Source organism: Streptococcus sp. 27098_8_148 (genome assembly GCF_041432105.1).
In the GTDB taxonomy this organism is placed as follows: Bacteria; Bacillota; Bacilli; order Lactobacillales; family Streptococcaceae; genus Streptococcus; species Streptococcus parasanguinis_AE.
The window spans coordinates 79,930-101,398 of record NZ_JAPVYY010000008.1; the positions used below are offsets into that span (position 1 = coordinate 79,930).

A 21,469-nucleotide genomic window follows, 5' to 3' on the forward strand; every position below is an offset into this window, starting at 1 on the left:
TTGTTAGCACAAAAAACACCGGGGATTATATCCTCGGTGTTTTCTTTCGTGATTATTTCACGTGTTTTACAAGTTCTTCTTGCGCTTTTTTGTTTGATTCTTCTTTTTCCTTCAACCAATTCTTATAAGCTTTTTCGTAGTCAGCAGTTGTGACTGTCTTGTCTTGAACCTTTTGGTATTTGAAGAAGGTTGTTTCACCTTTAATACCAATTGCAGAATTTGCTCTTGAGAATGGTGTTACCTTCGTGATAGATGGAACTCCACCCTTAGAGTAGATTGGAAGAACCATGGCATTTTCTGTCAACCAAGCTTGGGCAGCAGCGTATTTTTCATAACGTGCATTGGTATCCAATTTTTCAGCATTGGCAGCATCTAGCAATGCTTGGTATTCGTTCAAACCAATTTTCTCGATGAGTGCTTGGTCTTTCTTAGGATCAAGTCCCATACCAGTCAAGGTTGAACCATCTGTTGAGTTTAAGATATCCAAGTAAGTAGATGGGTCTTGGAAGTCAGGTCCCCAACCAGTGATATCCATATCAAAGTCTTTTTGCTCTGGTGATTGGGCAAAATAAGTAGCGTTATCTGCATCGTCTGTAGACAATTTTTGTACATCGATCACGACATTGTCTTTACCAAGCGCTGTTTCAATAGAACTCTTCATAGAGTCTGCTTGTTGGACAAGAGCATTAGAAGATTGGTCTACAACATAGTCGATATGGATTGGGAATTGAACACCTTGTGATTGCAATTCAGATTTCGCTTTTTCAAGTTCCGCTTTGGCTTTATCCGCATTATGCAAGCTATCTTGCGCGTCAGCAAAGCTAACACCTTTCCACTCATCTCCTGTTGCGGCAAGTTTTTCTTCAACGAGCGTACCGAAGTCTTTCCCGTCCGCTTGCACAAATGTCGGTGGAACTAGAAGGGTACGTAGAGTTTTTGATGCTCCGTCTTTCCCGTTAACTTGAGCGCTGTAGGAAGTTCTATCCAAAGCGAAGTTCAAAGCTTGACGGAAGTTTTTGTTTTGAAGGGCTGTCTTCGTGTTGTTCTTTTGCTCATCAGATGTCTTCTTCGTATGGCCGTAATTTTGACGGTTGACGTTGAAGTAAGCGTAGTAAACAGTAGAATCTTGTGGGGAATAAACGATGTTATCCTTGAATTTCTTCTCAATCGTACTGTAAGTTGAGCTTGTTGGGAAGAGACGAGCAGTAGATAGGTTCCCATCTGAGAAGTTACGAGCAAGATAGTCTTGGTCAGATCCATCGAAGTAAGTCAATTTAACCGTATCGATGTGAACATTTTTCTTGTCGTAGTAATCAGGGTTTTTATCCAACTCGATTTGTGATTTTGAAGTGAAGGATTTCAAAATGTATGGACCATTGTAGAGGATACCATTTGGTTTCACGCTACCAAAGTCTTTCCCAGCTGATTCCAAGAATTTTTCATTAACTGGCATCATGGTAGCAGTGGTCAATTTAGAATTCCAGAAAGATTCAGGTTGGTTCAAAGTGTATTGAAGAGTGTGATCATCAACAGCTTTTACCCCAACAGTTGAGAAGTCTTTGGTTTTCCCGTTTACATAGTCATCCAAGCCTTTGACTGAGTTTTGAACCAAGTAAAGAGCATCCGATTTTTTATCTGCTACGTATTTTAGAGATGTCACGAAATCTTGTGCAGTGACGTCAGCGTATTCATTTCCTTCTGAATCATACCACTTCGCGTCTTTTCGAAGCTTGTAGGTATAAGTGAGACCGTCTTTTGAAACGGACCAGTCCTCAGCAAGAGCAGGCACTAAGTTACCGTATTGATCGTTTTCAAACAAACCATCGACCAAGTTGGTTGTAATGTCGCTTGTAGTTGAACGATTTGAAGTCAAATAGTTCAAGGAATCAGGGTCTGTACCATACACGTAGTTGTAGGTAGTCCCTTTTGACGCATTAGAAGATGAGCCACATGCAGCAAGGAAAAGCGTTGAAGCCGCGGCGACACCTGCTAAAAGAGCAAGCTTCGATTTTTTCATATTCGTGTCTCCTTTTGAATAATTTTAATTATTATACTCCAATCAATCTATAAAATAAAGTGTTTTTTGAACTTTTTTTGTATATTTACACACCAGTATACAGTGAAACCCTTGATTTTATGGGATTTTTAAGGAATAAAAATTTTTTTAAAAAAAAATTACTATTATGCTTTACATACTAGTTGAGAAAGAGTATACTGATAGTGAGCAAACTAGTATGTAAAACAAACTAGTGAAAAATGTGAAGAAAGAGGTGAGAAGGATGAAAGAGTCCCAATTACTAAAGGGAGTCTTGGAGGGCTGTGTGCTGGAGATTATTTCTAAAAAGGCTATCTATGGCTATGAATTGATCCAAAGTCTCAAAGAGATGGGATTTGATAAGATTGTCGCTGGGACCATTTATCCCCTGCTTCAAAAATTAGAAAAACAAGGAATTATTCATGGGGAAATGAGGCCGTCTCCAGATGGTCCCGATCGCAAGTATTTTTCACTCAGTGATGCTGGAAGAGAGCGCTTAGAGGAATTTTGGGACCAGTGGCAGGAGCTAGTCACAAAAGTAGAACGTATCAAGAAGGAGGGGGACGAATGGTAGAAAGTTATACAGAAAAAATGTCAGATGAATTGATTCATTTAAATAAAGAGGATCAAGCCTATGTGAAAAAAATGGTGGCCTATATTGGGGCTAAGTCCTATTTTTATGATGATGAAGCACTCGGTGAACAACTCTACAATATGGTTTGCGACCTAAAAGTTGCTGAGAAAGAAGGCATTCGTGCAGTGGATTATTTTGGAAAGGATCCACGGGCAATGGTGGATCAAATTCTTTCAGACTTGCCTAAACGCTCTTTAGGATCTTATGTGGGACTCGTCTTTCTACTTGGAGTGATCTTAGTTGGCATGCGTTATTTAATGGATTTTACCTGGATGACACCACTGAAAATCGAACCCCTGACCTATGTTGTTATTTTATTCAATTTCTTGGTGTTTAGCCAGTTCATCACGTGGCTATGGTCCAAACAGAGCTATGGTGAAATGAAGTGGCCTTGGGCTATTTTTATCAGTGTGATCTGCCTGATGGTATTTCTAAACATCGTACGACTATTTTCGATTTATTTTGGCCACATTGGGAGTCTCTTCTTATCAGATGGTTGGGCGGTTGTTCTTGCTGTCCTAGACCTATTTGGGTTTGCGGTTATGGCTTATAGAAGCAGGGAGCGTTTGATGATGAGTCTACTAGTCATGGGCCTGGCTTTCCTAGTTACTGGATGCTGGATTCGTCTTGTGAATCAGGAAACTGCTCACTTATTAGGCTGGCTACTTCCTCTCATAGGACTAGTCCTGACCTTCGTTGTATTTCGTCTCCAAAGAAAGGGGGAAGAAAGATGACATCAGTTATTTATTATGAAGAAACGCAGGCTTTGGTTCAAACCTTTAGCCAGGAGGACCAAGCTTATTTCCAAGATCTCTGGGATTATTTCAATTTCGCCGGCTTCTTATATGAGGAGAAGGCTTTGAGAGAGCAGGTCTATAATTTAGCACTAGATTTTTCGCAAGCAGGAGCGGATGGATGGACGGCCAAGGACTATTTTGGTCTCGATCCAAAGGGAATGGCAGACCAAATCATCGAAAATATGCCTAAAGAATCGACGCGGTCTGTTTTGAAATATGGGGCTATCTTTTCAGGTATTGTGATTTTTTATCGTCTCCTAAGTGATTTTGCTTCTCAAGCGGTCCTTGTGCTCAAGCCACTAGTCTATTTAACCGACATCATTTTGGGACTCCTAGCAATTGGGCTACTCTTCTATCTCCTTCGTCGCCTCATTTTTGCAGAAGAGAAGTCAAAAAAAGCAATCCATGTGGCAATTGTTTTGGTTTTAGGAGTCTATTTTATCAGTGAAATAGTGGGAGTTCGCTTCTTACCAGCACTTGCTTGGTTGACAGTGCCGAATCCATGGGATACTCTCCTTATGACAGGAGCTAGTGGCGCTCTCATTCTTTGGCAATGGAAAGAAGAGCTTGGCAGAGCCTTCATCTTTCCTATCGTCGCCTTTTTAGTGGTTGGATTCTTACATCGCTGGACCTTGGCACAAGGAGTTCAGAATCTTGGTATGACAGTTCTTCTGCCCACAGTGATCATCATCTTTGGGCTGGTTATTTATTATTGGTTTACGATTCGTTCTTTGAAAAAGAATAGGACGGAAAGTGATAAATAGAAAGAAAAGGAGGGCTTGGACAAAAGTCCTAGCCTCTCAATTGTTTTTGAATTGTCGAGCAAGACGCAGTGGTTGAGTGGGCTCTACTAGGCTGATTTCATCAGCTTTTACAGCCCTACTCAACTGTGCGGAAGTGGGACGACGAAATCGAATTCTAACGAATTACCGATTTCTGTCTCACTCTCTTTCTTATCCAAGTATGATAGAATAAACTCAATAGATGGGAGAATATACATGAATCTATTTCGAAAAAAGGCTTTGGGACAGGTTCACCCAGGGTTAAACCGCCATTTACGGTTGTGGGATTTGATTATTTTAGGAATCGGTGCCATGGTGGGAACAGGGATCTTCACGATTACGGGGACTGCAACGGCGAATTTAGCTGGTCCAGCCCTCATCCTTTCGATTGTGATTGCGGCGTTTTGCGTCGGCTTATCTGCCCTCTTTTTTGCAGAATTTGCCTCTCGCATCCCTTCAACTGGTGGAGCCTATAGTTACCTCTATGCCATTTTTGGAGAGTTTCCAGCCTGGATTGCAGGTTGGTTGACCGTGATGGAATTCATGACAGCCGTATCAGGTGTAGCCTCAGGTTGGGCTGCTTATTTCAAGGGGTTGTTGGCCAATCTTGGCTGGCGTCTGCCGACGGCTTTAAATGGGACTTTTGATCCAGCTGCGGGAACTTATGTGGATCTCTTACCTATTTTGGTCATGGTCCTAGTCACAGCCTTGGTCCTTATGAATGCAAAAGCCGTTTTACGCTTCAATTCCTTGCTGGTCTTACTCAAGTTCTCAGCTCTTACCTTGTTTATTCTTGTCGGGATTTTTCACCTAAATCCTGGCAACTGGGGAAACTTTGCCCCTTATGGCTTTGGCGAAATTTATGGTGGTCAAACAGGAATTATGGCTGGCGCTTCGCTCATGTTCTTTGCCTTTCTTGGTTTTGAGTCCATTTCAATGGCGGTCGATGAAATCAAGGAACCACAAAAGAACGTTCCTCGCGGCATTGTCCTTAGTCTTTTGATCACAACGGTTCTTTATATCTTGGTTACCCTGGTTTTGACCGGCATGGTTCCTTTTAAGAACTTAAATGTAGATGATGCGGTTGCCTTTGCCCTTCGTCAGGTAGGAGCCGGCTGGGCAGGGAATTATGTATCCCTGGTCGCTATTTTGACCCTGATTACCGTCTGCATTTCGATGACCTTTGCCCTCTCACGGATGATTTACAGTTTGGCGCGAGATGGCCTTTTGCCAAAAGCTATGAAACAGCTCGATCCTAAAACCAGAATCCCAAAAAATTCGACCCTGGTCGCTGGATTGATGGCTACCATTGCTGGTGGAGTTTTTCCGCTAGCTAGTATCGCTTCCTTTTTAAATATCTGTACCTTGGCTTACCTGGTTATGTTAGCCTTCGCTCTCTTGAAATTGCGCAAGGAACACGGGGCTCCTGGACCTGGTGAATTTAAAACACCTTTGGTTCCGGTCTTGCCAATCCTATCGATTGTGGTCTGTGTGTCCTTTATGACCCAGTATTCTCTATCGACCTGGCTGGCCTTTGGAGTTGCTCTCCTGATTGGGGGTGGAATTTATTTTGGCTATGGGTATCGCCATTCAGAAGAACATAAATAAAAGATGAAAGCTAGAGTAGAAGAACTCTGGCTTTTTGTATAGGGAAAGCTCTTTTTTTGGTATAATAAAGGGAGAAAGTTAAATAGATAACAAAGGAGAACACCATGACATTTGAAGAGATTTTACCAGGATTAAAAGCCAAGAAAAAATATGTACGAACAGGATGGGGTGGGGCAGAAAACTATGTCCAATTGTTTGATACCATCGAGCAAAATGGAGTGGCTCTGGAAGTGACACCTTATTTCCTCATTAACGTGTCTGGTGAAGGCGAAGGCTTTTCCATGTGGAGTCCAACTCCCTGTGATGTTCTAGCGACAGATTGGGTGGAAGTACATGACTAAACGGGTCTTGATTACAGGCGTGAGCACCGGGATTGGTCTGGCGCAAGCTCGTTTGTTTTTAGAAAAGGGCTATCAGGTTTATGGAGTGGACCAAGGAGCAGATCCTCAGTTGCCAGGCGATTTTCACTTCTTACAGCGAGACTTAACCTTGGATTTGACACCAATCTTCGACTGGTGTCCTGAGGTAGATGTCTTGTGCAATACAGCGGGAGTATTGGACGATTACAAACCGCTTCTTGAGCAAAACGCTCAGGAGATTCAGGAGATTTTTGAGATCAACTATGTTACTCCGGTAGAGCTGACACGACATTATCTGACTCAAATGTTGGAGAAGAAGCAAGGGATCATCATCAATATGTGCTCCATTGCTTCTAGCCTTGCAGGCGGAGGTGGGCACGCCTATACCTCTTCTAAACATGCCTTAGCAGGATTTACCAAGCAATTAGCTCTAGACTATGCTGAAGCTGGGATTCAGGTCTTTGGCATTGCTCCTGGTGCAGTTAAGACTGGTATGACCGCTGCTGACTTTGAACCAGGTGGTCTGGCAGATTGGGTAGCCAGTGAAACACCTATCAAACGCTGGATTGAGCCAGAGGAAGTGGCAGAAATCAGTCTCTTTTTGGCCAGTGGGAAGGCCTCTGCCATGCAGGGACAAATCCTGACCATTGATGGTGGTTGGAGTTTGAAATAGAGAACTGAGAAAGCAGGAGGTTAAAGCACGCACGAATATGATTTTGGTTTTTCCTTACCGAAAGGATATCAGGTATTTCTTGATGACTTAGGGGATCAGCCAGGTTATGACATTGGTGAGACAGGTATTTGTCTCTATGCTAAAGAAGATCTTACCGAACGCAATCAAACCTACCAGATTGATGAGGATGAACCAGATTTCTTTATGATCGGTCAAGATGGGGATCTGGCCTATTTCCTCAAAAAGAATGGGGACGATAGCATTTATGAAAATGATCTAGGTGCGCTAGGTTCTCTCGAAATGCAAAAGGTAGCTGAATCAATTACAGACTTTATTAATCAGATCTTGCAGGAGGAGTAAGATAGAAATAGAAAGGGGACTGAGAAAGATAGCTGCAAAAAGCTCGTCGATTTACTCAGTCTTTTTTAAAAAATTTTTTAAAAAATCTTTTCTCATTCATTTTGGATTCATCTTTCTTAGATAAAATAGAATCATCAAGAAGAACTTGATAAGAAAAAAAGAAAGTTGGTAACTAACATGAAAAAATCAATTAAACAAAAAGCCGTTGCAAGTCTCGCAATCTTCTCTCTATCAACTGCCGCTCTAGGCTCTGTAGTAGCCTTTGCCGATACTGGAACAAGTAAAAAGACTACTTCTTCAACAGTGACTGCATCTGTCACCCTTGCACAAGCTCAAGAAAAAGCTCTGAAAGAAGCTAAGGGTGGAAAAGTGATTGGCTACGAGCAAGAAGAAAAACATGGAAAAGCAGTGTATGAAGTGACCATCTTGGATGGAAAAAATGAAAAAGAATATAAGATCGATGGCCAGTCTGGTGCTATCTTGAAGTCAAAAACTAAGGATCTGAGTCAGGATCGTGAAGATCAGCAATTAATCGGAGCAAGTGTTCAGTTGGACTTGGCTAAGGTAGAGAGCCAGCTGAAATCAAAATACTCGAATGCTAGTATCGAAAAAGTAGAGTTAGATGTAGAAGATGGTAAACTTGTCTATAGCGTTAGCTTGCGAGAAGGCAATCAAAAAATTGAGTTAGAGTTAGATGCCAATACAGGTACCGTATTGGAAGAAGATGTGGAGCTGGATCACGATTAACTAGAGTAAGATCTCGACTAGGCTTTTCCTAGCCGAGATTTTTTATGGAAGCATGGTATAATAAGGGAAGAAATTTGGAGTAAGTGGCTATGAAAGTATTAGTGATTGAAGACGAAGTAGATTTGAATCGTAGCATCGTTAAATTACTGAAAACCCAGCAGTATAGTGTTGATGCGGCCTATGATGGTCAGGAGGCCTTGGACTACATTCGTGTGTCCCAGTATGACGTGATTATTTCAGATATTATGATGCCGCAGCTAGATGGTTTGGGGGTATTGAGCTACTTGAGAAATCATCAGATTAAGACCCCAGTTCTGATGCTAACGGCTAAAGATAGCCTAGAAGACAAGGTAACAGGACTGGATGCTGGTGCAGACGACTACTTGGTCAAACCCTTTGAATTTGATGAATTACTGGCTCGGATTCGCGTCATGCTGAGACGAAATAATCGAGAAAACTTGACCAACCTGGTCCAATTTGGTGACTATTCCTTAGACCTGGCAAAAAAGACCATCCAACACAAGGGTGTTTTGGTTGACCTGACTTCCAAGGAGTATGAGTTACTAGAGTGTCTGGTGCGCCATCCCAATGTGGTTTTAAGTCGGGAACAGATTCGTGAGCATATTTGGGATTTTGATTATGTTGGAGAGTCTAATATCATTGATGTTTTAGTCAAGAATATCCGCAAAAAATTAGGTAATCCATCGATTATTCAGACAAAAAGGGGGATGGGCTATGTTTTCAAAAATGAAGAAGGACTCTAAGTCTCCCTCCATCGTTTCTAAGGTGACATTGTGGTATACCCTCTTTGTTTCTTTTCTCTTTGTTCTTATGTTTTGTGCTTCTTTTATCATTTCCGGAGCCTGGTCCAGCTATAGCTCACGTGGGGAACTGGAGCAGAAGACCATGGAAGTAGCTTCAGACCTTGAGGAATTTGAGCCCTTTGATGACGGCAATTATTTTGCACTCTACAATCAAAACATGAAGTTGGAGCAGGGTGCTCTGCCAAGTGGCTTTGATATCAATGCTGGCTTTGAGTCTGGGAAATTGTCGACGTATACCTCTTCCCAAGCAACCTATTATTATTTTGATGTCTATAATGAAAGTGAGGGCAAATGGATACGGGGCGTGCGCCTTGCTTCTGGTCTAGGAAGAGAATTAAGTATCTTTCTTCTTTCCTTGGCCATTCTAGCTCCTCTGTCCATCCTTGGGATGGCCTGGGGTGGACGTCGGATCCTTCGTAAGGCCTTTCTGCCGATCAGAGAGGTGACCCAAATGGCAGAGGAAATTGCAGAGAGCGGAGACTACAGTAAGCGCGTGTCGACCGAGCATCAGAAGGATTATGTAGAAACGTCTCGTCTTACCAAGGTCTTTAATAATTTGATTTCTTCTGTTCAGTCGACTTTTGAGAAAGAAAAGCATTTCAACCAAAATGTATCCCATGAGTTGCGGACCCCTCTGTCAGTCATCGTTTCGGAGAGTGAGTTTGGCTCCAAATATGCAGATAACCTAGAGGAGACCAAGGAATCTTTGACGGTCATTCATCGGCAGGCTAAATTAATGAAATCGATGACCGAGCAGATCTTGGAAATATCCAAGACCCAACACCTGCAGTGGTCGGATTTAAAACCCGTTTGTCTATCAACCCTGGTGTCAGATTATTGTCAGGGACAGGAAAGAAAGTGGGGCGAAAGCCCCATAGCCTTTGAAGTGAGCATTCAGCCGGACCTCTGGATTCAGGGGGATGCTGTTTTGGTCACTCGGATGCTGGATAATCTATTGAGTAATGCAGTGAAATTTACCAAGACCAAGGTTGCCATCCACTTGGTGGCTAGTCCAGCTGGTGCTGTTCTCAAGGTAGCGGATGATGGTATTGGGATAGCGCCAGACCATTTGAGCAAGATTTGGGATCGCTTCTATCAGGTGGAGGATTCTCGGAACAAGGGCCTCAATAGTGGTATCGGACTTGGGTTGTCCTTTATTAAGGACATTGCAGACCTCCATCGAGCAGAGGTGAAAATCATCTCTGAAGAAGGAAAAGGAAGTCTCTTTCGTGTGACTTTCCCACAGATCCAGGACAAGACTTCTGTCTAAGACGGTTGATTGAGCGATCAGTATGGGTTGAAAAGGGAAAATAATAAAGTGAAATAATAAGGATAAAATGAGTCTAGTAAAACCGCTAGGCTCATTTTCTGTTTTAGCTTTATGGAAAGGGAATCTTATGGTATGATAGCCTAAAAGGGACCTGTAATATGGAGGTCAAACTATGGAAAGAGAGACTCAAAAAGGAGACGGGATGCTCGTATTGATAGACACAGATCCAGCTATTTCAAGAGAAGATCTTTTACAATTTGAGGAGTTTCTTGGAAAGAAATTGCCGGAAGCCATGAAGGATTTTTATCTCCAGTACAACGGTGGCCAGCCCCAAGTAAGGGGTGTTCACGATGATTATCATCTCTTTCCTTTCAATTCCTTTGATTCACTTGAAGAGATGAGGAAGTCTATGAAATGGTTTGACGATGAGGCTGTGCCCGCTGGATTTAAGGCTACAGACCTTCTCCATTTTGCCTATGATCCTGGATCGGGTAACTATGCTCTTTCTTTAAGGGCAGAAGATTATGGCAAGGTGTACTTCTATGTTCTAGAAGAAACAGCTGAGATCTACGGTCAATGGGCTTCTTTTGAGGAATTTTTGAACTCTTTTGTTGAAGAGTGAGACGAAAAAGGAGAAGGGATGCGAAAACACCAAGAACTTTCACTAGAGCAGATAATTGAGCAGGTGCGCGTAGATCAATTAGTATCAGATGATTTTTGCCTCTATGGCAAGGAGGATGGAGAACTGGCACTAGCTAGGCTCTATTGGGTGTCCGATTATCCGGATGTCGTGGAAGACCGTGATATCTACCCGACAGAAGTGACGGAGCAAGATCTGCAACTAGTCTACTATGGAGAGCAGTTGATTGATGTTCTTGCAGTCGCACTTGAAGAAAAACCAAATGCAAGTCTCCAAGACTTGGTCGAGGCTTTGAATTATTATCAGCAGCATGATAGTTTTATGCCTTTTGATGATTAGCTAGGCCGATTAGAGAAATGGTATACAAAAGGAGGAAAGATAGTGATGAGAGAATATAAATTTGATATCCATAACGAGATGTATGTAGCAATTCCAGAGGAAAAGGAAAAAGTCTGCCTTGCTTTAAGTGATTCTTTAGAGGTTATCAATGATGAGTTGACTCCGTCTTATAAAGCAAAACTCGATCATCTACTGGATCAATCATCAGTATGGTATCCAAAAGCTTTGGAAAAAATTCAGGAGAAATTTCCAGAACTAGCGCACACCAGACTCCTATCCATTTTTATCTTGTCTGAACAGACGGACATAGACCTGATTTTTGGTTTGGAATTTGGACTAAGAGAGGACTCGGAGCATGGTAGAGGACTTAAATTCTCCCTCGATAGTTTTGAAATTTTAGAATATGGTTTAGGGGAAGTCACTTACTACTAGGTCTAGTCGATAACAAGAGAAGCACTAGAAGATGGAGCAGGATATGGTTGGGAAAGATGGGATTGTCATAAAGGATGGCCAGATTAGCCTAAACAGCGGTGAGAAGCTATCGATTGAAAATCCGAGAGAGGAGCCTTTGATGAAAGAAAGAATCAAATTAACTGAAGGAGAGGTTTTCCTATTAACACCTCCTTATCAATCGGATCCATGTTTTGCTTGTCATTTAATCTATTTAAGTTACGAAACTAAAGGATTGTGCGCTTATGTGTTATCAAAGGAAGTAGTAAATCTTGAAGATATAGATATAGATAGTATTGAATTTGACACCAAAAAAGCGATTTATTCAAGTACTTATTTTATGAAATGGGGATTATGGAAAAAATTAGGGAATAGGTCTATCCTTGAGGAGGAGGATCAGCTATTACTTCGAAATGTTGGAAACTATAACCTAATGTATCGAGATGAGAATTGCAGACAAATGCCAAGCAAGAAGTATAAGGAGGAATATCCTTTACAGCCAGTTTATGATTCGCTAGAAGTTTTTGCTCTTATCTATGGAAAAAAATATAAAGAGTCCGATCCTAGAGTATTAGATTGGATGGAGGCAAATGTCAAAACACGTTTGGATGATTGATTTCTATTGTAATGATAATCTGATTGTGGAAATCAATTCAATAGAAAAGAAGTATAGAAGTATTAAGACTATTGAGAAGTCTTAGCTGAAATTCAAGGAAAATAAAAATGGCAAAATACGGAATATCCCCTTTTGATAATGATAGTGCAACTTTTGCTCATAATTGTATTTACTCAAGAGCATTGAAAACCATAAGTAAACAAATGGAAGAATTGGCTCTAACAAATCTGCTAGAGGAAGAGATGTTGGGACATATGTTTATTCTGGCTATTGATTTAGCACGTTTCCCCACAGAGCAACATAAATTTACGCAAGAAATGAATGATGAGTGGCAAGAACTATTAAGAAACTATGTTGATGGTCATACTATTCAGTCAGAAATACTTGCAAAAACTTTAGATGTTATTTTGAAGTATTTCTTTTTTAGAAATACTCCGAAGGGTTATGAGATAGGTTTTAAACAGCTAGCCTATTTAGATTTCCCAGAAAGAAAAATCTATATTGCACTAGCAATCGATGTATATTTTGAAGCTTTGCTTGAATACATTGAAATCGCTTTTGAAGATGAGGCAGGATTGAGTGATTGGCAACCAGATAGAATGACAATACCAGCTTATCTTGATCTCTATGTGTCTTGGGCAATGGAAGTGCCAGAAAAGGCTAAAGGCCGTGTTGCAATGGAACAGTTTACTAGATGGAAAAATGCTTATTTTGAATGGTTTGAGACAAACTGTAAAAAAATTCTGAAGAAGTATCGAACAATAGATAAAATAAATATGCTTGAGTTGTTTGAGGAGTTTGAATATTATGCTACATGAGGAATTCAATAAGAACAGTTTTTTCTATTTTATGATATTCTCGATCATCTACTGGATCAATCATCAGTATGGTATCCAAAAGCTTTGGAAAAAATTCAGGAGGAATTTACAGATCTATCACATGCAAGAATCCTTTCCATTTTTATCTTGTCTGAACAAAGTGACGTTGACTTAATTTTCGGCTTGGAATTTGGACTGAGAGAGGATTCGGAGCATGGTAGAGGACTTAAATTCTCCCTCAATAGTTTTGAAATTTTAGAATATGGTATAGGCGAAGTGGCATACTATTAGGTGTAGTCGATGACAAGAGAAGCACTAGAAGATGGAGCAGGATATGGTTGAGAAAGATGGGATTATCATAAAGGATGGCCAGGTCATCCTAAACAGTGGTGAGAAGCTATCGATTGAAAATCTAATAGAGGAAGCGAGTAGGATTCGTTTCATTAGTAATCAGCACTTTAAGGATACAAGCATCAGTATACTAGAGAGTTCACGAGTCATATTTGAAAACTGTATCTTTGAGAATGTCGTTTTTGAAAACTGCGATTTAAGGGATATCGGCTTTAAAAATCGTACAGTTATTCGAAACTGTACTTTCAAAAGCTGCAATTTAAAAGGAACATTATTTTATGACAGTCACATAATATCGTCTACCTTCCTTTCTTGTCAGTTGAAGCGTCCTCTTTTAGAGAATGTCAGCGAGATGAGAGATTGTCTCTTTAAAAAGTGTAGGATGAACGATATTTTCTTTCCTCTACCAGAATTTCAGCAGAATAAAATTGTTGGAAAACTGTTTGAATGTACCTTTGGGTCGAAAACAAAGAAAGTAGAAAAGTTATATGCAGATCTATCAGAGGCTCATCTCAGTTTTGTCGAGTTTACAAGGTGTGATTTGACAGAGACCATTTGTCCCTCGGATCCAGATATTCTCTATATAAAAAATCTGAGTGAACGGTCAAAGAAGGCTCAGGAAAAAATTGCGACAATCCAAGATGATAGAAAAAGGCAGGCCCTTTCTATTTATACAGAAAGTTGGATGAATGAAAAGTATGTGGATTACTTGATGAGTCGCAAAGATTACAAATGGGCCTGGGATGATTATTTTGAGGATGTGTCTAGGTGTTTGGGACTTGAATGGAAGTAACTAGCTCTTGTTTGAAAAATGACTGAGATAGTTGCAAATAGGTAAGCAAGAAAAGGGAGATCGGATAGAGAAATGACAGTCAATATCAATGAATTAGTGAAGGAGCAAGGTTTTTGTGTGGTATCTACAGAGGAGAAACCATTTTGTCTGGATGAGGTCCGTTTTAACCTTTTGGCATATTTAGAGGATTATTCTAAAATGGGATTTTCTTTTGTCAAAGTAGCTACTGATCTAGTAAAACTAAGGAAAGAGCAAGAGAGCTATAGACTTTTTGGTCAGTGTTTTTTAGGTGCCTTTGTAATAGGAGAAGAGGAGCAAGTCTTCTTACTTTGCAATCAAGAAGGTAGGGAAGTTTTTCAAGAAGAAAGAGTTTTTGTCAATTCTTCCTTGCAAGCTTTTATTTCTTCTTATTCGCTCTTTCTATCAAGCATCTTTCTTTTGAAAGCAAAGTTTTATGAGATTGAGCAAGATGAAGTCGAAGAAATTGCAGCAAACTTGAAGGATCAAATACTTGCCTTGGAAGAAGCTCCTGAACAAGAATGGCCCTTCTGGGAGCATATGGCTTATTTGATAGAAGATGATGGAATTGTTCTAAGAGATGATCTCTTTCATCTGGTGAATAGAGGTCAGTAAGTCTTGGCAGATAATTGGTCACCAAGAGGATTTTGATCCAAGCCCTTTTAAGGATTTAGCCTTTAAATGGGGAGATCCAAATGGTCCTCACTTTGGGAAGGTCTGGATAGATGGTAGGACAGAACCTAAGATTTTTTCTAGGGAAGAAGTTGACGACCTAGACTGGGAAGCCTGTGTCGGAAGTATAGTTTATAACAGAATACTGGAAGAAGAACTGGCAAGCAGAGGAAAAAAAGGAGTTTGAGATGGACTATGTAGATGAGTTGACTTCAGGACGTACGCCCTTGGTAAAAAAGGCAGCGAAAAAAATTTTAAAGGGTACACTAAAAGGATATGGACCATTTTTGCATCAAGCCTTGGAAGGGGAAATGGAAAAACCTAGATCGTGGGAATCACAAATGTATTTGCTCTACGCCATGGCTGCAACGGATTGCGCAGAAGAAATTCCCTATCTCAAGTCATTACTGCTGAGAGACATCCCAACACCTGTAACCTATCGCTCTCTAGCAGTAGCGATTGCTTATCTAGAAAATTTAGAAACAGAGAACTTGTCTTTTGTTTATGAGTCCTTAGAATCGAATAACTCATCTCAAGCTGCAGGTGCCTGTGCAGCGATATATCAGAGAAAGATTGTGCTGAAAGATGACGATTTTAACAAAATTATGTCTTATGTGACTCAGCCTAAAAATCTTGAGCATATTGGTCAAGTCATAAATCCATTTTTATTTATTTTAGCTGCATCTTATTTATATCCAGAAGAGAATCGCCAGAAAATTGTTGACTTTTCTCGTCAGTTCGATATATCTATCGTCAAGGACTTAATCAATGATGTTACAAAAGGAAAGGACGGCAGAAGAGTTAGTCTATTCTAAAACCTACTTAAAGAGAGAAGCTGTCACTTCCTTAAAGAGCGATAATATAACTCTTAAAAATAAGTCTTTTATTCATTTTTTAAAAAGGAGTTCATCTTGTGAAATGGTTTGAAAAAGCAGTGGGGAAGGAAAAGATTATTCATTTGTTTGATGGTGAATTGGAATTGAATAATGTATTTCTTGATACTGTATTATGTTACGATTACAAATTAGATCTTGTCCTTTATGTATTTGATTTCCCAACTAATTTTCCTGAAAAGTGGCAGAAAAGTGCATTCAATGCCATAAAAATTAATTTAGAGTTTTTTAATTTAGATGAAATCCATTTTTATTCTAAGGGGATTCATAAGGTGAATGGACAACTGGAGCTGCTCTTTTTAGAGAATAAGGTTGATTTCAATTTTATAAACCAAAATGATGTGATGTTATCGGGATCTTCTGATTTTGTTAGAATTGCTGAGATTGCTCCTGTGAAGATTGATACTTAAAGATGTATTCCTAGCTTATTTGCGGAGATTCAGGATGATCAAACAATCCTCCATTATTAGGAGGTACACCACGACTATGGAAAAAAGTGAAGGAAGAGCACAAACATTAGACTTTGACCTAAACCTTTATACAAGAAAAACACTGCGAGACCACGAATATGAAGTTACAGTATTTTGAATTAGATAAGCCCTATGTAGAAAATCAACAGAGGATTGAGGAGCTGATGGACTCAGCTGCGTTAACTTACGAGGAAGCTAGAATTGAGGACTACCGACAGAATTGGAAAGGTCTGCGAAGAGTGTTCACATATGAATCCAAATGTATGACCTCTATGGTAGAACGGCTTTTCAAACCAGTTATAACCCAGGATTGTTGGAAAATCATCGTAGAATGTGTAGATACGATTGGCAATCCAGCTATCATGAATCTACTTGGTGTCTATACTGTTCAGGTCTTATTTGATTTTTCTAGCTATGAAAGCTCGAGTCCATTGGAACAGAAAAAGATGCTCTTAGGGGCCTTGCTAAAAGGGGTAAAGCGCGTGTTTCAGGAGCTCTCTATTCCATACTCCTTGATAGAGGATGTAGTCAATGAAATAGAGAAAAACGATTATGAAAATAGCTGGGAGTGGAAAAGGAAGAAGATCCAATCCACGATCTTTTCCATTCAAGTGGAGCATCAGCTGGATAAGGTGGATTTGTTTTGGAAGATAGAGCAAAAGGATAAGAGCATCCGTCAGTTGATTCAATCCTACCCTGCTCTGCTCATGAGATGGACTATGGGGCTAAGCTTGGTAAACTGGAAGCAAAAGGTAACTTCCTATATCTGTTGGATAAAGAGAATGAGGTTGTGAGCAAAATTTCTGTTTCAGAATGGTGGAGCACAAACAATGAGTGGCTTAAAAAAGAGATTATCTTTATTAAAAGTAGAAAAACGAATCAATCAGTTGATGGGAATAAAGGATGTCCATTTTCTGACCGATAAACCTAAAGAAATTATATGGTATGCTGGGGAGTTGAATCCTATAGACTCTCCGCTTCCTTGCCTTTATGAGGTTCCTGTTGACCTTGCGACTAAAGGTCTAAGTAGGTCAATTCAAAGTCTGGTTGGCAATAGTAGTCAGTTTATCCTAGTTTTTTGGGAGTTTTCACCAGTTTACGTCTTGTTTCAAATGGAGTCTCTGGATGACTTTTTGCCCTCTTATTTTAGTGAATTTTCTACTAAGGACCTGACGCTTTTCTTTCGAAATCATGAAAAAGTACTGGATCTCCATTTAGCGGAGGATAAAGTAGAAGTGAGAGTCTTGGAGAATAAGGCTAAGAAAAGGAAGGTTTGATCAGTTCCATTCATTCTGTTAAGCAATATGCGATTGAGAACGGGGAAGTTGTAGGGATAACCTATATCCATTTAGATTCCTAGTAAAGTGCAATGAGGAACTCTCCACATCCTGTTAGAAGAGAGGTAAAGAAATGAAAGAGGCCAAAGAACTCTTCGTAAAAAATGGCTTTTCGCGACTAAAGCGAACCCATAACTATTATAAAGTCGATCATGATTTTTACACAGTCATCTATTTTCAACGAAAATCAGATGGTAGTGCCTATTTTGTGAATGTTGCCTTCATCCCCTCTTTCTGGAGTCGGGACTGTTAGAAGAAGTGGATTGTGCTTTACGGACTCGATTAGGTTCTATCAATCATAAAAATGGGCCGGATCAAGCTGAATTGGAAAAAGCTGTCCAAGAGGCCATCGATTTTACTGCTCAGTATGCGTCGTATCCTACCGTATTTTCGAGCATAGATCCCGAGAAGGATCTTGATAAGGATTGGTTGTTAGAACAATTCTCTATCACCAAAGTGAACTTATGCAGATTGTATGTTGAGTATTATGATTCGATCGATTCTAAAAAGCTGGCTTTAGATTTTGCAAACTATGGCTTATCCATTACACCTAAGATTGCCTCTATTCCTAAAAACTTCTTTAAAACCTATATTTGTTCGGGAGAAATAGTCAAAACGACTTATTAGGGCGGAGTGAAAGTGCGGATTTACTGGTCAATATCCTGACGAAAGAAACCGGTAGGAGAAAAGAAATGAAAGTGAAAGAACTAATCGAAGAGATTGAAAATGATGCTGAGTTCGTCTCGTATTTAAACCAGGTTCCCAAAAAGAATAAGAAAACCCAAGCTAGCTATCTCGAATCGCTGAATCATCTGGCCTATTTACTTTATCTGGATGGTCAAGAGGAAATGGCTAAGAAATTATTAGATAGGATCATACAAGTTCCATTTGAAGGGAATTATAACACTTGGACCTTTGTTGCTAGCTCTCTGGTTTTATTGGCCTATCTGGAAAGAGAGGCAGAAAATCAGGTATTTGTCTATAAAAAACTCCTTTTATCCCCATTAGAACAAGGAGAGGAATCCACTCAAAACATAAGAAGGAGAGTTCATCAGAGATTTTTGAATGGTGATAGCTTGGAGCAAAAGCTTGTAAAAATCGAGCAAGCTTCAAGTCCTGAATCGGAAATGGAACGCCGTCTGCTGTATCTGACAGATTTATTGAAGATTCACCTCTTTATTACTGAGTCAACTTGTAAAGAGACAGATATCCAGGCAAAAATTGAAGAGAATATGGAGATACTGAAGAAGTATATCAAGGAACATGAAATCTATAGCCTCTTTCCTTTTAAGGGATAAGATGAGCTGACAATCTTTGACTTTTAGAAAAGAGTAGAATATGGAAATCAAAAATCACTTTGGCGTCTATGGAGTCTGTCTTCAAGAGGGGAAACTGCTCTGCATTGAAAAAACAAGAGGCCCTTATCAGCATCGTTTTGATCTACCGGGTGGTAGCCAGGAACTAGGAGAAGGGCTGACTGAAACCCTCAAGCGAGAAGTTCTGGAAGAGACGGGCTATACGATTAGCAGATACGCTAATCCTAGGATGTATGACGTGCTGGTTCAAGAAGAGGGGAAAGATTTTGCTGTACATCATATCATGGCCTTTTATGATATCGTACTCGATTTCGAGAGCTCTCAACAATCCCTTCCTCAGGAGGTTCTTGATGGAAGCAATGATTCAGCAAATGCAGTTTGGTTGAATGTGGAAGAAATTACTGCAGACAATGCTTCTCCTTTAGTATTGAAGGTAAAGGCGGAGTTACGAGGATTTCCAGAATTAGAACTGACAAGCTACAGAAATTGGAAGGTAAAATAGAGGGAGAATGGAACTATTTAAAACATGGAAGAAATATATGGTTCTCTATGGTCTTAAATCTCAAATTGGAACTGTTTATCGAAACAGTGATAGGACAACGAGCTTTTATGATATTGGGAATTTTCTATATCTAGCAGGGAAATTAAATTCTAGATTTTGGGAAGACTTTGTTAGGCAATATGGTTTAGATTATAAGATTATTATTTCAGAAGACACTAAGTGGCAAGATTTTCTGCATCAGCAAGTGGGGTTAATTTCTTTTACTCGCTATTCTTTTAAGGATAAGGCAAATTTTCAAGTTGAATTTCTAAATGATATAGTTACTCATTTAGAGGAAGGTTACAATATTGTACCTATTGATAATCGTATTTATAACTATCTTTCTGAGGAAGAATGGTCACAAGATTTACAGGGGGATTTTGAGTCCTACCAGGATTTTACTTTAAAAGGTGGATTTGGCTTTGTTATTCTTAAAAATAATGAACTGATTGCTGGGATTTCCTCAGGTTTAGTTTACCATGGAGCAGTTGAAGTGGAAGTTGCAACTAGACCAAACGAACAAGGAAATGGATTTGCTAAAAAGCTTGGTGCTGCAATGATTCTAGAAAGTTTAAATAGAGATATGTTTCCACTTTGGGATGCTCATAACGAGGCTTCCAAAAAAGTAGCAGAATTTTTAGGATACGAGTTAGTTGAACCTTATGAAGCTTTTGAACTAGAGGAAAGTATCATATAATGATATCTGATATTGTATCTTTTAAGACGAGGTGAATGAACATGCAAAATCAACTAGGTCTTAGTGGCGAAAAAATTGTTGAAAAAGTTTATCCCCATTTATTGCACCACGTCGGCTTGATCCGTGGGGAATACTTGTTGAGAGAACTAAACCAAAACATACTATTACCAAATTGTCAGCAATTTGTGAAAGATTATCTAGACACTATTTGTCATTTGTACTCAGATGAAGAAGTCTGGTATCGCTTTTCAGAGTTAACAAATGCAGAAGCAAATATTCTAGACGGGACTAAAGAGTATTTTGACGAACGCCACCCCTTATTTGGATACAGAGGTATCAGGCGTTTGTTGGCGTGTCCAGATGAATTTCAGGCTGAGATAAATGTTGTTACCGAAGTTTTTCAAACCAATCCCAATCTGTCTGTTATTTTTCCTTTTGTCAATGATGCCGAACAATTAAAACAAGCTATTACAGTATTGCGTCAGTATGGTTTTACCGGGAAAGTTGGCACGATGATTGAATTACCATCAGCTTATTTCGACTTGGACAGGATACTGGAAACTGGTATTTCAAAGATTGTAGTTGGAATGAATGATTTAACTTCTTTTATTTTTGCGACTGTGAGAAACAGTCAATGGCATGATATGGAAAGTCCAATTATGTTAGATATGTTGAAACAGATGCAGGATAAAGCAAGGAAGAACAAGATTGATTTTGCTGTAGCAGGCTATCTGAATACTTTTTTCATAAAAAAAATGAATCAGATGGGTATCGAATGTATTCTCCATTACAGCTCTATTCCAGAGATTTTTGATTTAGAAATTGACCATCCAGACCATCTTAAACATATAAAAGAAGAAAGTAAAAAATTACAAAGGAGAATCCATGACACCGCAAGAAATGTGGAATGCCTACAAGCAAATCAATCCCTCTATCGGTGATGAGATAGACGCCTGGGCTTTTGGAGTAGAGGCAGATCTCTTGGCTGACTTGGTTCTAAGAGGCGAAAAAACAGCAACTGCCTCAGCTTACGATCTTTACACAGTAGAGGACGAACCCCTTCCCCAAGAAGGAACCTTTGATATCATTTTAGATAGCCAAGATCAAGCTGTCTGCATCATCGAAGTTACAAAAGTTTCTGTTCAGCCTTTCCATCAAGTGTCAGCCGACCATGCCTATAAAGAAGGCGAAGGAGACAAATCTCTGGCTTATTGGCGTCAGGTTCATGAAGACTTTTTCAAAGATTGCTTAGGAGAAGCAGGACTGACTTTTACACCTGACAGCAAGGTGGTTTTAGAAGAATTTCGCAAGGTTTATCCATTATAGAACGAGGCTGGGCAAAAACTGTCCAGCCTTCGATGTTTAATAGGAATAACTGTATGACGCAGTGGTTGATTGGCATCTTTGTTCGCTATTTAGCTCCAAAGAT

General features: G+C 39.8%; 28 protein-coding genes and 1 pseudogene. 28 read left to right on the forward strand and 1 reads right to left on the reverse strand.

Features of this window, described 5'->3' with window-relative positions:
* Positions 1-52: 52 nt before the first annotated feature.
* Positions 53-2,017 (reverse strand): peptide ABC transporter substrate-binding protein, encoded by a 1,965-nt coding sequence (locus tag O3646_RS07890; protein ID WP_371610741.1) that lies wholly within the window; start codon positions 2,015-2,017, stop codon positions 53-55.
* Between the two features lie 262 nt (positions 2,018-2,279).
* Here O3646_RS07890 and O3646_RS07895 point away from each other — a divergent pair, with 262 nt between their 5' ends.
* From O3646_RS07895 to O3646_RS08030, 28 genes and pseudogenes are all read left to right on the forward strand, one after another.
* Positions 2,280-2,609, forward strand: a complete 330-nt coding sequence (locus tag O3646_RS07895; RefSeq protein WP_371610742.1) for a PadR family transcriptional regulator — start codon at positions 2,280-2,282, stop codon at positions 2,607-2,609.
* On the forward strand, positions 2,603-3,403 hold the full coding sequence (locus O3646_RS07900) for a hypothetical protein (RefSeq protein ID WP_371610743.1): 801 nt from the start codon (positions 2,603-2,605) through the stop codon (positions 3,401-3,403). Before O3646_RS07895 ends, O3646_RS07900 begins: the two co-directional genes overlap by 7 nt.
* Positions 3,400-4,230, forward strand: a complete 831-nt coding sequence (locus O3646_RS07905; RefSeq protein WP_371610744.1) for a hypothetical protein — start codon at positions 3,400-3,402, stop codon at positions 4,228-4,230. Before O3646_RS07900 ends, O3646_RS07905 begins: the two co-directional genes overlap by 4 nt.
* A gap of 234 nt (positions 4,231-4,464) precedes the next feature.
* Complete coding sequence (locus O3646_RS07910) at positions 4,465-5,856, forward strand: APC family permease (RefSeq protein WP_371610745.1); 1,392 nt, start codon at positions 4,465-4,467, stop codon at positions 5,854-5,856.
* 104 nt (positions 5,857-5,960) lie between these two features.
* Positions 5,961-6,197, forward strand: a complete 237-nt coding sequence (locus O3646_RS07915; protein WP_000141913.1) for a DUF2829 domain-containing protein — start codon at positions 5,961-5,963, stop codon at positions 6,195-6,197.
* Positions 6,190-6,888: a 3-oxoacyl-ACP reductase gene (locus O3646_RS07920; RefSeq protein ID WP_371610746.1), complete on the forward strand. Its 699-nt coding sequence runs from the start codon at positions 6,190-6,192 to the stop codon at positions 6,886-6,888. Before O3646_RS07915 ends, O3646_RS07920 begins: the two co-directional genes overlap by 8 nt.
* A 30-nt stretch (positions 6,889-6,918) precedes the next feature.
* Positions 6,919-7,248, forward strand: a pseudogene (locus O3646_RS07925) (hypothetical protein); the annotation flags it as partial.
* 177 nt (positions 7,249-7,425) lie between these two features.
* A complete protein-coding gene (locus tag O3646_RS07930) occupies positions 7,426-7,995 on the forward strand; it encodes a PepSY domain-containing protein (RefSeq protein WP_006596735.1) in 570 nt (189 codons plus the stop codon).
* 89 nt (positions 7,996-8,084) lie between these two features.
* Positions 8,085-8,759: a response regulator transcription factor gene (locus tag O3646_RS07935; RefSeq protein WP_003006182.1), complete on the forward strand. Its 675-nt coding sequence runs from the start codon at positions 8,085-8,087 to the stop codon at positions 8,757-8,759.
* Positions 8,731-10,089 carry a sensor histidine kinase gene (locus tag O3646_RS07940; protein ID WP_371610747.1) on the forward strand — a complete coding sequence of 453 codons (1,359 nt, stop codon included), beginning with the start codon at positions 8,731-8,733 and terminating at the stop codon, positions 10,087-10,089. Before O3646_RS07935 ends, O3646_RS07940 begins: the two co-directional genes overlap by 29 nt.
* A gap of 202 nt (positions 10,090-10,291) precedes the next feature.
* Positions 10,292-10,711: an SMI1/KNR4 family protein gene (locus O3646_RS07945; protein WP_371610748.1), complete on the forward strand. Its 420-nt coding sequence runs from the start codon at positions 10,292-10,294 to the stop codon at positions 10,709-10,711.
* A gap of 18 nt (positions 10,712-10,729) precedes the next feature.
* Positions 10,730-11,068, forward strand: a complete 339-nt coding sequence (locus O3646_RS07950) for a hypothetical protein (protein WP_070673803.1) — start codon at positions 10,730-10,732, stop codon at positions 11,066-11,068.
* Between the two features lie 45 nt (positions 11,069-11,113).
* Positions 11,114-11,500, forward strand: coding sequence for a hypothetical protein (locus O3646_RS07955; RefSeq protein WP_129824358.1), 387 nt, complete (start codon positions 11,114-11,116; stop codon positions 11,498-11,500).
* A 43-nt stretch (positions 11,501-11,543) separates the two neighbouring features.
* Positions 11,544-12,134, forward strand: a complete 591-nt coding sequence (locus tag O3646_RS07960; protein ID WP_371610749.1) for a hypothetical protein — start codon at positions 11,544-11,546, stop codon at positions 12,132-12,134.
* Between the two features lie 107 nt (positions 12,135-12,241).
* Positions 12,242-12,952, forward strand: coding sequence for a hypothetical protein (locus tag O3646_RS07965; RefSeq protein WP_371610750.1), 711 nt, complete (start codon positions 12,242-12,244; stop codon positions 12,950-12,952).
* Positions 12,953-13,286: 334 nt separating this feature from the next.
* The gene (locus O3646_RS07970; protein WP_371610751.1) at positions 13,287-14,096 is read left to right on the forward strand and encodes a pentapeptide repeat-containing protein; all 810 of its coding nucleotides are present in this window, start codon (positions 13,287-13,289) and stop codon (positions 14,094-14,096) included.
* A gap of 72 nt (positions 14,097-14,168) precedes the next feature.
* A complete protein-coding gene (locus O3646_RS07975) occupies positions 14,169-14,729 on the forward strand; it encodes an SUKH-4 family immunity protein (RefSeq protein ID WP_371610752.1) in 561 nt (186 codons plus the stop codon).
* A gap of 245 nt (positions 14,730-14,974) precedes the next feature.
* Positions 14,975-15,601, forward strand: a complete 627-nt coding sequence (locus tag O3646_RS07980) for a hypothetical protein (protein ID WP_371610753.1) — start codon at positions 14,975-14,977, stop codon at positions 15,599-15,601.
* 98 nt (positions 15,602-15,699) lie between these two features.
* Positions 15,700-16,089, forward strand: coding sequence for an Imm50 family immunity protein (locus O3646_RS07985; protein WP_003006202.1), 390 nt, complete (start codon positions 15,700-15,702; stop codon positions 16,087-16,089).
* Between the two features lie 332 nt (positions 16,090-16,421).
* Positions 16,422-16,943 (forward strand): hypothetical protein, encoded by a 522-nt coding sequence (locus O3646_RS07990; RefSeq protein WP_371610754.1) that lies wholly within the window; start codon positions 16,422-16,424, stop codon positions 16,941-16,943.
* Between the two features lie 36 nt (positions 16,944-16,979).
* Positions 16,980-17,426 (forward strand): hypothetical protein, encoded by a 447-nt coding sequence (locus tag O3646_RS07995; protein ID WP_371610755.1) that lies wholly within the window; start codon positions 16,980-16,982, stop codon positions 17,424-17,426.
* A gap of 133 nt (positions 17,427-17,559) precedes the next feature.
* On the forward strand, positions 17,560-17,739 hold the full coding sequence (locus O3646_RS08000; protein WP_254727883.1) for a DUF4304 domain-containing protein: 180 nt from the start codon (positions 17,560-17,562) through the stop codon (positions 17,737-17,739).
* Positions 17,740-17,744: 5 nt separating this feature from the next.
* Positions 17,745-18,113 (forward strand): hypothetical protein, encoded by a 369-nt coding sequence (locus O3646_RS08005; protein ID WP_261674161.1) that lies wholly within the window; start codon positions 17,745-17,747, stop codon positions 18,111-18,113.
* Between the two features lie 65 nt (positions 18,114-18,178).
* Entirely contained in the window at positions 18,179-18,784 is a 606-nt protein-coding gene (locus O3646_RS08010) for a DUF6707 family protein (RefSeq protein WP_371610756.1), read from the forward strand.
* Positions 18,785-18,824: 40 nt separating this feature from the next.
* Positions 18,825-19,304: an NUDIX hydrolase gene (locus O3646_RS08015; RefSeq protein WP_371610757.1), complete on the forward strand. Its 480-nt coding sequence runs from the start codon at positions 18,825-18,827 to the stop codon at positions 19,302-19,304.
* Positions 19,305-19,311: 7 nt separating this feature from the next.
* On the forward strand, positions 19,312-20,040 hold the full coding sequence (locus tag O3646_RS08020; protein WP_037599263.1) for a GNAT family N-acetyltransferase: 729 nt from the start codon (positions 19,312-19,314) through the stop codon (positions 20,038-20,040).
* A 41-nt stretch (positions 20,041-20,081) separates the two neighbouring features.
* Positions 20,082-20,981 (forward strand): putative PEP-binding protein, encoded by a 900-nt coding sequence (locus O3646_RS08025; RefSeq protein ID WP_371610758.1) that lies wholly within the window; start codon positions 20,082-20,084, stop codon positions 20,979-20,981.
* Positions 20,926-21,366: an ASCH domain-containing protein gene (locus tag O3646_RS08030; RefSeq protein WP_371610759.1), complete on the forward strand. Its 441-nt coding sequence runs from the start codon at positions 20,926-20,928 to the stop codon at positions 21,364-21,366. The genes O3646_RS08025 and O3646_RS08030 overlap by 56 nt, the downstream gene beginning before the upstream one ends.
* Positions 21,367-21,469: the final 103 nt, after the last annotated feature.

Bases quoted from the DNA above. Each gene is read 5' to 3' on its own strand.
- O3646_RS07890 (WP_371610741.1), bottom strand. From the start codon at position 2,017: ATGAAAAAATCGAAGCTTGCTCTTTTAGCAGGTGTCGCCGCGGCTTCA.
- O3646_RS07895 (WP_371610742.1), top strand. From the start codon at position 2,280: ATGAAAGAGTCCCAATTACTAAAGGGAGTCTTGGAGGGCTGTGTGCTG.
- O3646_RS07900 (WP_371610743.1), top strand. From the start codon at position 2,603: ATGGTAGAAAGTTATACAGAAAAAATGTCAGATGAATTGATTCATTTA.
- O3646_RS07905 (WP_371610744.1), top strand. From the start codon at position 3,400: ATGACATCAGTTATTTATTATGAAGAAACGCAGGCTTTGGTTCAAACC.
- O3646_RS07910 (WP_371610745.1), top strand. From the start codon at position 4,465: ATGAATCTATTTCGAAAAAAGGCTTTGGGACAGGTTCACCCAGGGTTA.
- O3646_RS07915 (WP_000141913.1), top strand. From the start codon at position 5,961: ATGACATTTGAAGAGATTTTACCAGGATTAAAAGCCAAGAAAAAATAT.
- O3646_RS07920 (WP_371610746.1), top strand. From the start codon at position 6,190: ATGACTAAACGGGTCTTGATTACAGGCGTGAGCACCGGGATTGGTCTG.
- O3646_RS07930 (WP_006596735.1), top strand. From the start codon at position 7,426: ATGAAAAAATCAATTAAACAAAAAGCCGTTGCAAGTCTCGCAATCTTC.
- O3646_RS07935 (WP_003006182.1), top strand. From the start codon at position 8,085: ATGAAAGTATTAGTGATTGAAGACGAAGTAGATTTGAATCGTAGCATC.
- O3646_RS07940 (WP_371610747.1), top strand. From the start codon at position 8,731: ATGTTTTCAAAAATGAAGAAGGACTCTAAGTCTCCCTCCATCGTTTCT.
- O3646_RS07945 (WP_371610748.1), top strand. From the start codon at position 10,292: ATGCTCGTATTGATAGACACAGATCCAGCTATTTCAAGAGAAGATCTT.
- O3646_RS07950 (WP_070673803.1), top strand. From the start codon at position 10,730: ATGCGAAAACACCAAGAACTTTCACTAGAGCAGATAATTGAGCAGGTG.
- O3646_RS07955 (WP_129824358.1), top strand. From the start codon at position 11,114: ATGAGAGAATATAAATTTGATATCCATAACGAGATGTATGTAGCAATT.
- O3646_RS07960 (WP_371610749.1), top strand. From the start codon at position 11,544: ATGGTTGGGAAAGATGGGATTGTCATAAAGGATGGCCAGATTAGCCTA.
- O3646_RS07965 (WP_371610750.1), top strand. From the start codon at position 12,242: ATGGCAAAATACGGAATATCCCCTTTTGATAATGATAGTGCAACTTTT.
- O3646_RS07970 (WP_371610751.1), top strand. From the start codon at position 13,287: ATGGTTGAGAAAGATGGGATTATCATAAAGGATGGCCAGGTCATCCTA.
- O3646_RS07975 (WP_371610752.1), top strand. From the start codon at position 14,169: ATGACAGTCAATATCAATGAATTAGTGAAGGAGCAAGGTTTTTGTGTG.
- O3646_RS07980 (WP_371610753.1), top strand. From the start codon at position 14,975: ATGGACTATGTAGATGAGTTGACTTCAGGACGTACGCCCTTGGTAAAA.
- O3646_RS07990 (WP_371610754.1), top strand. From the start codon at position 16,422: ATGGTAGAACGGCTTTTCAAACCAGTTATAACCCAGGATTGTTGGAAA.
- O3646_RS07995 (WP_371610755.1), top strand. From the start codon at position 16,980: ATGAGTGGCTTAAAAAAGAGATTATCTTTATTAAAAGTAGAAAAACGA.
- O3646_RS08000 (WP_254727883.1), top strand. From the start codon at position 17,560: ATGAAAGAGGCCAAAGAACTCTTCGTAAAAAATGGCTTTTCGCGACTA.
- O3646_RS08010 (WP_371610756.1), top strand. From the start codon at position 18,179: ATGAAAGTGAAAGAACTAATCGAAGAGATTGAAAATGATGCTGAGTTC.
- O3646_RS08015 (WP_371610757.1), top strand. From the start codon at position 18,825: ATGGAAATCAAAAATCACTTTGGCGTCTATGGAGTCTGTCTTCAAGAG.
- O3646_RS08020 (WP_037599263.1), top strand. From the start codon at position 19,312: ATGGAACTATTTAAAACATGGAAGAAATATATGGTTCTCTATGGTCTT.
- O3646_RS08025 (WP_371610758.1), top strand. From the start codon at position 20,082: ATGCAAAATCAACTAGGTCTTAGTGGCGAAAAAATTGTTGAAAAAGTT.
- O3646_RS08030 (WP_371610759.1), top strand. From the start codon at position 20,926: ATGACACCGCAAGAAATGTGGAATGCCTACAAGCAAATCAATCCCTCT.